Here is a 12,951-nt window from a genome sequence, read left to right as displayed (position 1 = left end):
TCAGCTCTCTTCGGAAGCCCGCGGGGTGCAGATGGAGCGCTTGCCGCCCTCGCGGATGAAGTCGAGGATCTCGTGCACGACGGCGTGGTTCTGGAACTCCGCCGCCACATCCTCCACGCGCTCGCGCAGGCTGCCTTCATCCGCGAAGAGCAGGCGGTAGGCGCGCCGGACGGTGTGGATATCCTCGCGCGAGAAGCCGCGGCGCTGCATGCCGACGATGTTGAGGCCTGACAGATGGGCCCGGTTGCCCATGGCCATGCCATAGGGGATGAGGTCGTTCTCCAGCCCGGACATGCCGCCGACAAAGGCGTGCGCGCCGACGCGCGCGAACTGGATGACCGCCGCCCCGCCGCCGATGATGACGTAGTTGCCCACGGTCACGTGGCCCGCCAGCATGACGTTGTTCGACAGGATGACGTTGCTGCCGACCTCGCAGTCGTGCCCGACGTGCGAGTTGGCGAGGAAGGCGCAGCGGTCGCCGATGACCGTCTTCATGCCCCCGCCCTCGGTGCCGGGATTGAGCGTGACGCCCTCGCGGATGATGCAGTCGCTGCCGACCTCGAGCGTCGAGGGCTCGCCGTGATACTTCAGGTCCTGCGGCTGATGGCCGATGGAGGCGAAGGGGAATATCCGCGTGCGGGCCCCGATGCGGGTACGGCCGGCGACCACCGCATGGCTGACGAGCTCGCAGCCGTCCCCCAGCGACACCTCGGGGCCGACGTGGCAATAGGGACCGATACGCACGCCCTCGCCGAGGCGCGCACCGTCCTCGACAATCGCCGTCGGATGAATCTGCGACATCAACCTACTCTACGACCAGCATGGCGCTGACTTCAGCCTCGCAGACGAGCACGCCATTGACCTTCGCCTCACCGCGATACCACCACATGTTGCGGCGGTTGGCGAGCTTGGTCATGTGGTACTCCACCGTGTCGCCCGGGCCGACCGGCTTGCGGAACTTGGCCTTGTCGATGGTCATGAAATAGACCTCCTTGGGCCGCGCCTTCTGCGCGAGCTTGGAGGCGACGCACATGGCGCCGGCGGTCTGGGCCATGCCCTCGATCATGAACACGCCGGGAAACATCGGGCGGCTGGGGAAATGCCCCATGAACTGCGGCTCGTTGTAGGTGACGTTCTTGATGCCGATGCAGCTCTCGTCGCCCTTCATCTCGATGATGCGGTCGATGAGCAAGAAGGGATAACGGTGCGGCAGATAGCTCAGGATCTGCACGATATCGGCAGCCTCGAGGCCCGTGGTCCCATCGTTCATGTATGGTTGTCTCCCCGCACAACGCAGGCGCCGGGCGCCCGCCGTGGTTCCTTATCCTTCGCCGGCGTCGCCACCGTCGCCGCGCCGTGCCGCCAGGCTCTTCAACGTCATCACCTCGCGCAGCCAGGCCCGCATGGGCTTGGCGGGCGAGCCGCCCCACTTGACCCCCGCCGGCACGTCGGTCGCGACATTGCTCGTCGCCGCGATCTGCGCGCCCATGCCGATGCGAACGTGCCCGACGACACCGACCTGGCCGCCGAGGACGACGAAGTCCTCCAACGTCGCGCTGCCCGCGATGCCGACCTGCGAGACGATGACGCAATGGCGGCCGATGACGACGTTATGACCAATCTGCACCAGGTTGTCGATCTTCGTGCCCTCACCGATCACGGTGTCGCGGCTGGCGCCCCGGTCGACGGTGGTGTTGGCACCGATCTCGACGTCGTCCTGGATGATGACGCGCCCGATCTGCGGCACCTTGAGATGGCCCTGGGCGCTCATGGCGAAGCCGAAGCCGTCCTGCCCGATCTTGGCGCCCGCGTGCAGGATGACGCGGTTGCCGACGAGCGCGTGCTGCAGCACGACGCCGGGGCCGATGGAGCTGTTGCGGCCGATGCGGACGCCGGGGCCGACCACGGCATTCGACGAGATGACCGTGCCGGAGCCGATCTCCGCTCCCGGGCCGACGCTCGCCCCCGGATCGACGACGACGCCCGGCTCGAGCCGCGCCTGGGGATGCACATAGGCGCCGGGCGAGATGCCGTCGGCACCGAACTGCGAGCCCGGCCGCGCCGCCGCCGGATACATCGCCGTGAGCACCTTGGCGAAGGCGCGGTAAGGCTCGGCGACCACGAGCGCCACGCAGCCGGCAGGCACGCGCGCGGCAAAGCGCTTCGAGACGAAACAGGCACTCGCCTGCGTCACATCGAGCGCGGCGGCATAGCGCGGGTTGTCCATATAGGCGAGATCACCCTGCGCCGCGCTTTCGAGCGGCGAGACCCCGCTCAGCACCATCTGCGGGTCCGCGCCCGCAGGCAGCGTCACGCCGGTGAGAGACGCCACCTCGGCGAGCGTCGGGCGCACGGCCTGGACGAAGAACACCGGATCCGACATCGCCAGAAATATCTTTCGCCTGAAACAGAAGCGGCCCTTGCGGGCCGCTTCGAGGAGAGCATCAGAAGCTCGTGCCACCCGAGAAGCGGAAGGCCTGGGTCTGGTCCCCTGTCGCCTTCGACAGCACGAAGGCGTAGTCGAAGCGCAGCGGCCCGAGCGGCGACTGCCAGAGCAGGCTCACGCCGACGGAGGAGCGGATCTTCTTGCTGTCCTCGACGTTGAGGCACTCAGGCTCCGCATTCGGATTGTATCCGGCAAATCCAGCGCAATTGATCGAGCCATTGCCATTCAGATCGAAGTACCGCTGGCCTTCATAGCCGAACAGGGTACCGGCGTCCGCGAAGACGGCACCGCGCAGGCCGAATTCACGCGGCAGACCGAAGATCGGGAACTGCACCTCGAGCGTGCCGCCGAAATAGGTGGTGCCGCCGAGGGCGTTAGCGCGGTAGTCGCCGGTCATGTCGCGCGGGCCCATGCCGGACGGGGCGAAGCCGCGCACCAGCGACGGGCCGAGGAAGAAGTTGTCGACGATGCGCAGGTCGTTGCCGCCGAAGGCACGGATGTGACCGCCCTGCACCTTGATCATGCCGACGACGTCGTCGAACAGCTCATGGTAGTAGCGGGCCTCGGCCGTGGCACGGATGAAGCGCGAGTCACCGCCAAGTCCGGCGACCTCGGGCTTGATCTCGGCATAAAAACCGGAACGCGGATCGCGGATGTTATCGAGAGTGTTGTACGACAGCGTGGCGCCAACGAGCGACGTCCAGGTCGTTCCAACGGCTTCCTTAACCGCGATTGAGGCTTCTCCGTTCCATGTGCACTCCGGATACTGAGCAACCCCTGTGCCCGGAATCAGCGGCGTCAGGCCGGGCAGCGGAATGGAGCAGTCGTTATACGGCTTGGAGTAGGTGTTCGGAACCTTGAGCTCTGACTGATACAGCGAGTAGCGCAGCGTCAGCGTGACCTCTTCGGTGATCGGCAGGCCGAGGCGCAGCTGGCCGCCGGTCACGCGGTTCTCGTAGCGCGAATAGTTGGTGTTGTCGGTGTACTTCGAGAACAGGTCGACACCGAAGGCCATGCGCTGGTCGAGGAAGTAAGGCTCCGTGAAGGAGAACTCGACGCCCTGCGTGCGCTGGCCCCAGGTGCCGGCGAGGCGGACATACTGGCCGCGGCCGAGGAAGTTCGACTCGGAGACAGCCACCTCGCCGATGAAGCCGTCGGAGGTCGAATAGCCGCCCGACACGGAGAACTGGCCCGTGGACTGATCCTCGACATCCACGTTGACCACGACGCGATCCGGCGTCGAGCCGGGCTCGTTGGTGATGCGGACGTTCTTGAAGTAACCGAGGTTGTTGAGGCGCCGCACGGCGCGGTCGATCAGCACCTGGTTGTAGGCGTCACCCTCGCCGATATCGAACTCGCGGCGGATGACGTAGTCGCGCGAGCGGGTATTGCCGCGCACGTTGATGCGCTCGATGTAGACCCGCGGCCCCTCTTCCACGACGTAGTCGATGGCGATCGTGTGCGAGGCCGGATCGCGCGTGCCGCGCGGACGCACGACCATGAACGGGTAGCCGCGCCGACCGAGCTCGGTCGTCATGTTGGTGAGGGTCTTCTCGACGGCCTCGGCATTGTAGACGTCGCCCGAGGAAAGACGCGCGAGCCGCTGCAGCTCCGCGGCTTGCACTTCCGGAACGGTCGAATCGACCGTGACGCCGCTGACACGATACTGCTGGCCCTCGTCGACCGCGATGGTGACGATGTAGCCCTCGCGCGCCTCGTCGAACACCGCATCCGCGGAAACGACGCGGAAATCGGCGTAGCCGTTCTTGAGGTAGTAACGACGGATCAGCTCGAGATCGGTGGAGATGCGATCGGGATCGTAGACGTCGGTGTTCTTGAGGAACGACAGGAAATTCATTTCCGTCGTCGTCATCAGGTTGCGCAGCCTCGACGACGAGAAGGCATTGTTGCCGACGAAGTTGATTTCCTTGACGCCGGTCTTGTCGCCCTCGTCGATGGTGAAGACGACGTCGACCCGGTCGTTGGACAGCGACACCACGCGCGCATCGACCTTGGCGAGGCTGCGGCCGCCACGGCGGTAGATCTCGCGGATGCGCTCGATGTCGCCGTCGACAACCGACTGGCTGAAGGGCGTGCGCGCCTGGGTCTGCATCTCGGGGCCGAGTTGCTCGGACTTCAGCTTCTTGTTGCCCTGGAACACCACGCGGTTGATGAGCGGAGCGCCGACAGTCGCCGTCTGTGCGCCCGCACGCGGGCTGCGTGCCGACTGGGCGGTGGCAACCTGGGCGCTCGCAACGATGGCCACGCTGGCAAGGAGCACGCCCGTCAGGCGGCGCGCCACTCTGGCCCGGCGGTTGTTCACATTCCGCGTCATCAGGTGCCTACCCTCTTTATTCTTTCCCGAACGAACCGTCTCGATTGCCCGGAGTATGGGTCGAAGACGCTTCTACAGAGTTTACGCCGGTCTGCAAACGGGCCGAAGGCGCCGGGCGCGCATTTTTCGAGCAAGCGTTGCCCGTCGGTCACGTCGCCCCGAGACCGAAAGCGGCGCCCAGATGCTGCAGATCATTCCACGTCACGAAGAGCATGAGCATGAGCACCAAGGCAAGCCCGATTCTGAAGCCGATCTCCTGCGCCTGCTCGCTGAGCGGGCGTCCGCGCACGGCCTCGATGGCGTAGAACAGCAGATGGCCGCCATCGAGCATCGGCACCGGAACGAGATTTATCAAGCCAATAGAGACAGATAGGATGGCCGCCAGGTTGATGAGGCCGGCAAGTCCGCCCATCGAGGCGACCTCTCCGGAAACCTGTGCGATGCGGATCGGCCCCGAGAGCTGATCGGTCGATTCGCGGCCCGTCAGGAGCTTTCCGACATAATCGCCGGTACGTTCCACGATGTACCAAGTATCTGTTAACCCTATCCGCAGAGAATCAACGATGCCGTATTGCCTGACGGTCCAATCGCCAGGGTCACGGGAGGCGCGCAGGCCGAGAAGCCCGATGCGCTGCTTGCCGAACGGCGTCGTCATCTCGCGCAGGTCTGGTGTCGCCGTCAGCGTCACTTCGCTGCCGTCCCGCTCGACGGTGACGGTCAGCGCCTCGCCCGGGCGGGCGCTGATGATGCGCTGCATGTCGGCGAAGCTCTCCATGGGACGCCCGTCGATGGAGAGCACGAGATCGCCCGGCCGGACGCCGGCGCGCTCGGCGGCGCTGCCCGCCTCAACCGCGTCGACGCGCGGCAGGAGGATGGCCCGGCCGCCGAAGTAGACGCTCGCGGTGAAGATGGCGATGGCGAGCAGGAAGTTGGCGATGGGGCCGGCGGCCACGATCGCCGCGCGGGCGCCGACGCCCTTGTGGTAGAAGCTGCCGCGCCGCTCGACCTCGGACATGGTGTCGAGCGCGCCGCGGTCCGGCATGCTGGCGCTGTTGGCATCGCCGGCGAATCTCACATAGCCGCCGAGCGGGATCGCCGAGATGCGCCAGCGCGTGCCGTGCCGGTCCGTCCAGCCGACGAGCTCCCGGCCGAAGCCGATGGAGAAGGCCTGGACGGCGACGCCGCAGCGGCGGGCGACCCAGAAGTGGCCGAGCTCGTGGAAGAAGACCACGATCGTCAGCACGAACAGGAAGGGGACCACATAGCTCAGGAGCCCCCACCCCGCGCCGATCACCGTGCCCGCTATGTCCATCGTCCACTCCTCGCCGGGCTCGCTTGCGCCCGTTCAGCGTGATTGCTGCAAAAGCGCGCGGGCTCGTTCCCGCGCGGCAAAGTCCACCGCGAGCGCTTCGTCGATCCCCGCCGGCGCGGCGCCCACGCCCTCGTGCGTGCATACCGCCTCGACGAGGCGGGCGATATCGCCGAACCTGATGCGTCCCGCAAGGAAAGCCTCCACCGCGACCTCGTTGGCCGCGTTGAGCACCGTCGGCGCGGCCCCGCCCTGCTCCAGGGCCTCGCGCGCCAGCCGCAGCGCGGGAAAGCGTGCCGTGTCGGGTTCGGCGAAAGTAAGGCAGCCCATTGCGGCAAGATCGAGCCGCGGGACCTCTGTTTCGACGCGCTCGGGCCAGGCGAGGCAATGCGCCACCGGCACCCGCATGTCGGGCACCGCGAGGCCGGCCGAAAGCGACCCGTCCCGGAAATGCACGATGCCATGGACGATCGACTGCGGATGCACCACCGCCCTGAGCCGCGCGGCCGGAAGGCCGAAGAGGTGGTGGGCCTCGATCAGTTCGAGGCCCTTGTTCATGAGCCCGGCGGAATCGACGGTGATCTTCGCCCCCATCGACCAGTTGGGGTGCTTCAGCGCCTCCTGCGGCGTCGCCTCGGCAATGGCCTTCGCCGGCCAGTCGCGAAAAGGGCCGCCGGAGGCCGTGAGGGTCATCGCCTCCACGTCATCGAGGGCAGCGCCACCGAGCGCCTGGAAAAGAGCGTTGTGCTCGGAATCGAGCGGCAGGATGGTGGCGCCGGCCGCGGCGGCATCGCGCATGAAGGCGGCGCCGGCGCTGACGAGGCATTCCTTGTTGGCGAGCGCGATGCGGCGGCCGGCGCGAAGCGCACGATGGGTCGGGCGCAGTCCGGCCGTGCCGGCGATCGCCGCAACGACGAGATCGCAGTCCCGGTCGACGGCCTCGAGCACCGCCTGCCCGCCCGCCCCGCTCACGATGCCGCTGCCGGACAGGGCCTCCGCCAGGGCCGCCCCGCCCTCGCCGTCCGCCAGCACGGCGCAGCGCGCGCGCAGCCGCAACGCCACGTCGGCGAGGGCCCGCGCATCGCGGCCGGCGACGACGGCCTCGACTTCGAAGCGCCCGGGATGGGCGGCGACCACATCGGCCACTGCCCGGCCGACGGAACCGCTGGCACCGAGAATGATGAGACGTGTCGCCATCGCCGCCGCCTCAGAGCGCCGGAGCCCGGACGGCGGAACTGACGACAAGCCCCAGGCCGACGAGCAGCGCCACCGTCCAGAAGGCGTCGAGGCGGTCCATCACCCCGCCGTGACCCGGAATGATGTGCCCGGAATCCTTCACCCCCGCCCGGCGCTTCAGCGCGGATTCGGCGAGATCGCCCAGCTGGCCGCTGGCCGAGGCGACGGCCGAGCCGAAGCCGACCATCCACAGCGGCGCGCCCTCAGCGATGCCGTTGCCCTGGGCGACGGCGACGACCGCCATGCCGGCGAGGCTGCCCGCTGCCAGCCCGCCGAGAAAGCCGGACCACGTCTTCTTGGGGCTGACGCTCGGCCACAGCTTCGGCCCGCCGAGGCTGCGCCCGGTGAAGTAGGCGGCGATATCCGTCATCCAGACGACGGCGAACATCCACAGGATGACGACGAGGCCGACCTCCGGCAGGGCCCGGGCGGCGACGGGCACGAGCCCGATGACGGCCGCATAGATGAGGCCCGCCAGCGCCCACAGGCGCGAGGTGCGATCACGCCCGAGGGCGGCAAGGCCGGCGGCCCCCACCGCGAGCGCGGTCAAGGCAGACGGCAGGTGGCCGCTCACCGACAGAACCACGCTGGCGACGGCCACGGCCGCGGCACCGCCGAGCCCCAGGACCGTCTCCCCGCGCGCCGGCGACAGCGCCACCCATTCGCGGCAGACGAGCGCGCCCGCCAGGGCCCAGAGGATGTCGAAGGCAAGTCCGCCCCACCACGCGGTGCCGAGCGCCACGGCGACGAGGGCAATGCCGGACAGGGTGCGCCGGCCGAGCTCGGATGAGAGGAAGGAACCGATGCTGCGGGGCGTGGCCGGCGGTCGCGGCTCTGGAGAAGCCATGACGCTCAGGCGCTCGCCGTCAGGCCGCCGTAACGCCGCTCGCGCCGGGCGAATTCCGCAAGGGCTTCGTCGAAGGCGGCCTCGTCGAAATCGGGCCACAGCACCGGCAGGAAGACGAGCTCGGCATAGGCCGCCTGCCAGAGCAGGAAGTTCGACAGGCGCTGCTCGCCCGAGGTGCGGATGATGAGGTCCGGATCCGGCACGCCGGCAAGGTCGAGCCGGGCAGCGACGGCATCGGCGTCGATGGCGTCGGGGGCGAGGCGGCCGGCGGCGACATCCTCGGCGATGCGCCGGGCGGCACGGACGATCTCCTGCCGCGAGCCGTAGTTGAACGCCACGACCAGCGTCAGGCCGGTGTTGTCGCGCGTGATGCTCTCCGCCTCGTCGAGCAGGGCCGCGATATCGGGCTTGAGATCGGCCCGCTCGCCGAGGATGCGGACACGGATGTTGGCCCGGTGCAGCTCGGCAAGGTCCCGTCGCACGAAGAGCTTGAGGAGGTTCATGAGGTCGGCGATCTCGCTCGCCGGCCTGCGCCAGTTCTCGGACGAGAAGCTGTAGATGGTCAGATAGCGGATGCCCCGCGCGGCGGCCGCACGCACGGCGCGGCGCAGCGCCTCCACGCCGCGCCGATGGCCCTCGGCCCGCGGCAGGTGGCGCTTCTGCGCCCAGCGGCCGTTGCCATCCATGATGATGGCGACATGCGCCGGCACGCCGGCCTCGCCTGCCGCCGCCCGCACATCTTCCGCTGCCGTTGCCGGCTCGGTCACTACCGTCATCGACCCGTCCTCACGGCGCCATCGGCTCGACGTCGCACCGCGCCGCCGCCCCCCTCACGCAGATCAAACCTGCATGATTTCCTTTTCCTTGGCGGCGAGGAGCTGGTCGATCTCGGCGATCGCCTGGTCGGTCGCCTTCTGGACGAGGTCGGCCTCGCGGGCCTGGTCGTCCTGGCTCATGTCGCCGTCCTTCTCGAGCTTCTTCAGCGTGTCGAGGCCGTCACGGCGGACGTGGCGCACCGCGATGCGCGATTCCTCCGCATATTTGTGGGCGACCTTGACCATCTCCTTGCGGCGCTGCTCGTTCATCTCGGGAATACGCAGGCGGATCACCTGCCCTTCCGTCTGCGGATTGAGGCCGAGGTCGGAATCGCGGATGGCCTTCTCGACGGCCGAGACCATGCCGCGGTCCCACACCTGCACGCTGAGGAGGCGCGGCTCCGGGACGCTGATGGTCGCGACCTGGTTGATGGGCATCAGGCTGCCGTAGGCGTCAACCTGGATGGGCTCGACAAGGCTGGCCGAGGCGCGGCCGGTGCGCAGTCCGCCGAGATCATGCTTCAGGGACTGAACGGCACCCTGCATGCGACGCTTGATGTCGGCGAGGTCGTATGTCTGGCTCATTGTTTTTGCTCGCTCCCTGCAAGATATCGCGGCGACGTTGAGCGCGCCCGGGCCTCCGGGTCAAGACCTTCGTCTCGAATCGGTGAACACGGGCGCGTGCGCTTCACGCGGAAGGAACAACGACGGTGGCCCGCCCCCCGCCCTCGAGCACGGCCCCGATCGAGCCCGGCTCCTGCAGGGAGAAGACGACGATGGTGAGCCCGGCCTCACGCGCCAGGGCAAAGGCGGCGGTGTCCATCACCTTGAGATTGCGGGCGATGGCCTCGTCGTGGGTCAGGCGCTCGAAGCGCGTGGCGGTCGGGTCCGTCTTGGGGTCGGCCGTGTAGACGCCGTCGACGTTCGTCGCCTTCATGAGCAGCGTGCACGACAGCTCGGCGGCGCGCAGGGCCGCGCCCGTATCGGTCGTGAAATAGGGATTGCTGGTGCCGCCGCCGAGGATGACGACCTTGCCGTGAGCCATGTGGTCGAGGGCGCGCTTGCGCGCGTAGCTCTCGCACAGGGAGGGCATCGGCACGGCCGACATGGCGCGCGCGGGCACGCCGGCCGATTCGATGGCGTGCTCCAGCGCCAGGGCGTTCATGACCGTGCCGAGCATCCCGATGGAATCGGCGGTGGGCCGGTCGAGGCCCTTGGCGAGGCCCTGCACGCCGCGGAAGAAGTTGCCGCCGCCGACGACGACGGCGATCTCGTGGCCGACGCGCGCGGCCGTGGCGATGTCGTTGGCGAGCGCGGTCAGGGTTTCGCCATGGATGCCGGCTCCGCCCGGCCCCGCCAGTGCCTCACCCGACAGTTTGATCAGCGCCCGTTTGCCAGCCATCGTCCCTTAAGCCTCCGCCAGGGCCTGCTCCGATCCGACCGGACCTCAGCAGGCGTCGCAACTCGTGTGGCCGAGCATTCCCGCCGCCGTGCCATTCGGCCTCGCGCCGGCGAACATGCCCTTGACCGTCTCATCTTACAAAAACGGCGGCGCTTGGCGCCGCCGTTTCTGGAAATTCCGGCCTCAGCTGCCGACCGCTGCCGCCACTTCGGCGGCAAAGTCGGTTTCCTCTTTCTCGATGCCCTCGCCGAGGCTGTAGCGCACGAACCCCGTCAGCGAAACCGGCGCGCCCACCTTGCCCTCGGCTTCCTTGAGCGCCTGGGCGACCGTCTTCGACGGATCGTGGATGAAGGCCTGGTCGAGGAGGCAGACCTCCTTGTAGTAGGTCTTGAGGCCGCTCTCGACGATCTTCTCGATCACGTTGGCCGGCTTGCCGGCGTGCTTCTCGCCGAGGATCGCCTTCTCGCGCTCCACCGTCGCCGGATCGAGGCCGGCCGGGTCGAGCGCCAAGGGGCTCGCCGCGGCGATGTGCATGGCGATCTGGCGGCCGAGCGCGGCAAGCTCATCGGTCTTGCCGGCCGAGTTGAGGCCGACGAGCACGCCGATGCGGCCGAGGCCCTCGCCCGAGGCGTTGTGGATGTAGGAGGCGACGACGCCCTGCGGCACCGAGACGCCGGCCGCGCGGCGCAGCGTCATGTTCTCGCCGATGGTGGCGATGGCGTTGGCGATGGCGTCGGCCACCGTGCCGCCGCCCGGATAGGCCGCGGCCTTGATGGCCTCGACATCGTCGCCGACGGTGAGGCCGACACGGGCGATGTTGGCGGCGAGCGCCTGGAACTGATCGTTGCGCGCAACGAAGTCGGTCTCGGCATTCACCTCGACGACGACGCCCTTGGTGCCCTCGATGGCGAGCGCCACGAGGCCCTCGGCCGCGACGCGGCCCGACTTCTTGGCCGCCTTGGCGAGACCCTTCTTGCGCAGCCAGTCGACCGCGGCCTCCACGTCACCGTTGGTCTCCGCGAGCGCCGTCTTGCAGTCCATCATGCCCGCGCCGGTCTTGTCGCGGAGCTCCTTGACCATCGCTGCGGTGATATTAGCCATTTCGTCCTCTTAATCGTCGATGCGGCACGGCCCGGCGCCGAAGCGCCAGGCCGCACCATGTCCCGGACATCATCATGCCGCCAAAGCGGCACGGAATTGCGACGAGGTCACGCGGCCTCGATCAGGGTGCGGGCGAGCGCCACCCAGCCGTCGCGCTCGATGCGGCCGTTGAGCTTGAGCTCGGCATCGAGCTTGGCGACATCGGCCTCGCCCATGGCGGCGATCTGCCAGTAGTGGAAGATGCCGGCCTCGTTCAGGGACTTCTCGAGCTGCGGGCCGACACCCGTGATCTTGGTCAGATCGTCGGGAGCACCGCGCGGGGCGTCGAGCAGCTCGAAAGCCTCGCCCGGCTGCTCGGTCTCGGCCGGCAGATCCTCGACGAGCGGAGCCTCGGAAGCGCCGATGTCGATGCCGAAGTCGCCCTGGCTGCGCGAGATGCCGTCGATCGCCGCACGGGCGACGAGGTCGCAGTAGAGCGCGATCGCACGGCCCGCGTCATCGTTGGCCGGCACCGCATAGGTGATGCCGTCGGGATCGCAGTTCGTGTCGACGATCGCGGCCACCGGAATGCCGAGGCGCTGCGCCTCCTTGATGGCGAGCTGCTCCTTGTTCGTGTCGATCACGAAGAGCAGGTTCGGCGTGCCGCCCATGTCCTTGATGCCGCCGAGGGCGCGCTCGAGCTTGTCGCGCTCGCGCGACAGCATCAGGCGCTCCTTCTTGGTCAGGCCCTGCGCGCCACCGGCGAGCATCTCCTCGACCTTGCGCAGGCGCTGGATGGAGGCCGAGATGGTCTTCCAGTTGGTCAGCATGCCGCCGAGCCAGCGGGAGTTGACGTAGTACTGGGCCGAACGCTTGGCCGCATCGGCGACGGCATCAGCCGCCTGACGCTTGGTGCCGACCATCAGCACGCGGCCGCCGGCCGCGACCGTGTCCGAGATCGCCTGCAGCGCGCGGTAGAGCGCCGGCACCGTCTGGGCGAGGTCGATGATGTGGATGCCGTTGCGGGCGCCGAAGATGTAGGATTCCATCTTCGGGTTCCAACGGTGGGACTGGTGTCCGAAATGCGCGCCAGCCTCAAGCAGCTGACGCATCGAGAAATCGGGAAGCGCCATTACAGTTTCTCCGGTTAAGCCTCCGCGGAGCTGCGACCGGCGCTGCCGCCGGCCACCGGATGCTCTTCGAGCGTTCTCCGCGTGTGGGATGGCGGCGCTTATACGGGTGCGGCGGCCGTGACGCAAGCCTTCGGGCGCCTCACGCGTGGCAATTTTCGCGTGGGATCTCGTACCAAAGGGCGATGGCGGCAGGCGCGAGCATTCCGCCATCGGGGCGGATGCAGGGAAGTGTAGGGATCAGGAGAGCCTGCGGCTCGGCATCATGCGCTGGACCCCGGCTCGCATTCCGTTCCGCTGCGCTCCACTGCATGCGTCCGGGGAACGAGGGCTCTCCCGGTCAGGCCGGCG

The 12,951-nt window shown here is 68.2% G+C and carries 12 protein-coding genes; all 12 read right to left on the bottom strand.

Annotated features, from left to right (window positions below; translation table 11 throughout):
* On the bottom strand, positions 1–801 hold the full coding sequence (lpxA, locus tag AL346_RS17765; protein WP_019403656.1) for an acyl-ACP--UDP-N-acetylglucosamine O-acyltransferase: 801 nt from the start codon (positions 799–801) through the stop codon (positions 1–3).
* Positions 802–805: 4 nt separating this feature from the next.
* Complete coding sequence (gene fabZ, locus AL346_RS17760) at positions 806–1,270, bottom strand: 3-hydroxyacyl-ACP dehydratase FabZ (RefSeq protein WP_019403657.1); 465 nt, start codon at positions 1,268–1,270, stop codon at positions 806–808.
* 51 nt (positions 1,271–1,321) lie between these two features.
* Positions 1,322–2,383: a UDP-3-O-(3-hydroxymyristoyl)glucosamine N-acyltransferase gene (lpxD, locus tag AL346_RS17755; RefSeq protein WP_053193918.1), complete on the bottom strand. Its 1,062-nt coding sequence runs from the start codon at positions 2,381–2,383 to the stop codon at positions 1,322–1,324.
* 61 nt (positions 2,384–2,444) lie between these two features.
* The gene (bamA, locus tag AL346_RS17750) at positions 2,445–4,781 is read right to left on the bottom strand and encodes an outer membrane protein assembly factor BamA (RefSeq protein ID WP_019403659.1); all 2,337 of its coding nucleotides are present in this window, start codon (positions 4,779–4,781) and stop codon (positions 2,445–2,447) included.
* 148 nt (positions 4,782–4,929) lie between these two features.
* Entirely contained in the window at positions 4,930–6,093 is a 1,164-nt protein-coding gene (gene rseP / locus AL346_RS17745; protein WP_019403660.1) for an RIP metalloprotease RseP, read from the bottom strand.
* A gap of 33 nt (positions 6,094–6,126) precedes the next feature.
* Positions 6,127–7,287 (bottom strand): 1-deoxy-D-xylulose-5-phosphate reductoisomerase, encoded by a 1,161-nt coding sequence (gene dxr, locus AL346_RS17740; RefSeq protein WP_019403661.1) that lies wholly within the window; start codon positions 7,285–7,287, stop codon positions 6,127–6,129.
* A gap of 10 nt (positions 7,288–7,297) precedes the next feature.
* A complete protein-coding gene (locus AL346_RS17735) occupies positions 7,298–8,173 on the bottom strand; it encodes a phosphatidate cytidylyltransferase (RefSeq protein WP_019403662.1) in 876 nt (291 codons plus the stop codon).
* Between the two features lie 5 nt (positions 8,174–8,178).
* Positions 8,179–8,949 carry an isoprenyl transferase gene (locus AL346_RS17730; protein WP_019403663.1) on the bottom strand — a complete coding sequence of 257 codons (771 nt, stop codon included), beginning with the start codon at positions 8,947–8,949 and terminating at the stop codon, positions 8,179–8,181.
* Positions 8,950–9,012: 63 nt separating this feature from the next.
* Positions 9,013–9,573 (bottom strand): ribosome recycling factor, encoded by a 561-nt coding sequence (gene frr, locus AL346_RS17725; protein WP_019403664.1) that lies wholly within the window; start codon positions 9,571–9,573, stop codon positions 9,013–9,015.
* A gap of 103 nt (positions 9,574–9,676) precedes the next feature.
* Positions 9,677–10,390 carry a UMP kinase gene (gene pyrH / locus AL346_RS17720; protein WP_019403665.1) on the bottom strand — a complete coding sequence of 238 codons (714 nt, stop codon included), beginning with the start codon at positions 10,388–10,390 and terminating at the stop codon, positions 9,677–9,679.
* A gap of 183 nt (positions 10,391–10,573) precedes the next feature.
* Entirely contained in the window at positions 10,574–11,491 is a 918-nt protein-coding gene (gene tsf / locus AL346_RS17715) for a translation elongation factor Ts (protein WP_026015396.1), read from the bottom strand.
* Positions 11,492–11,598: 107 nt separating this feature from the next.
* Positions 11,599–12,603: a 30S ribosomal protein S2 gene (locus tag AL346_RS17710; protein ID WP_019403667.1), complete on the bottom strand. Its 1,005-nt coding sequence runs from the start codon at positions 12,601–12,603 to the stop codon at positions 11,599–11,601.
* Positions 12,604–12,951: the final 348 nt, after the last annotated feature.

It is taken from the genome of Chelatococcus sp. CO-6 (assembly GCF_001271345.1).
GTDB lineage: Bacteria > Pseudomonadota > Alphaproteobacteria > Rhizobiales > Beijerinckiaceae > Chelatococcus_A > Chelatococcus_A caeni.
The sequence above is the reverse complement of the archived record's forward strand: the minus strand, read 5'-3'. Positions and strand labels throughout refer to the sequence as shown.

Coding starts and splice junctions, on each gene's coding strand:
- lpxA (WP_019403656.1), bottom strand. CDS start 801: ATGTCGCAGATTCATCCGACGGCGATTGTCGAGGACGGTGCGCGCCTC.
- fabZ (WP_019403657.1), bottom strand. CDS start 1,270: ATGAACGATGGGACCACGGGCCTCGAGGCTGCCGATATCGTGCAGATC.
- lpxD (WP_053193918.1), bottom strand. CDS start 2,383: ATGTCGGATCCGGTGTTCTTCGTCCAGGCCGTGCGCCCGACGCTCGCC.
- bamA (WP_019403659.1), bottom strand. CDS start 4,781: ATGACGCGGAATGTGAACAACCGCCGGGCCAGAGTGGCGCGCCGCCTG.
- rseP (WP_019403660.1), bottom strand. CDS start 6,093: ATGGACATAGCGGGCACGGTGATCGGCGCGGGGTGGGGGCTCCTGAGC.
- dxr (WP_019403661.1), bottom strand. CDS start 7,287: ATGGCGACACGTCTCATCATTCTCGGTGCCAGCGGTTCCGTCGGCCGG.
- AL346_RS17735 (WP_019403662.1), bottom strand. CDS start 8,173: ATGGCTTCTCCAGAGCCGCGACCGCCGGCCACGCCCCGCAGCATCGGT.
- AL346_RS17730 (WP_019403663.1), bottom strand. CDS start 8,949: ATGACGGTAGTGACCGAGCCGGCAACGGCAGCGGAAGATGTGCGGGCG.
- frr (WP_019403664.1), bottom strand. CDS start 9,573: ATGAGCCAGACATACGACCTCGCCGACATCAAGCGTCGCATGCAGGGT.
- pyrH (WP_019403665.1), bottom strand. CDS start 10,390: ATGGCTGGCAAACGGGCGCTGATCAAACTGTCGGGTGAGGCACTGGCG.
- tsf (WP_026015396.1), bottom strand. CDS start 11,491: ATGGCTAATATCACCGCAGCGATGGTCAAGGAGCTCCGCGACAAGACC.
- AL346_RS17710 (WP_019403667.1), bottom strand. CDS start 12,603: ATGGCGCTTCCCGATTTCTCGATGCGTCAGCTGCTTGAGGCTGGCGCG.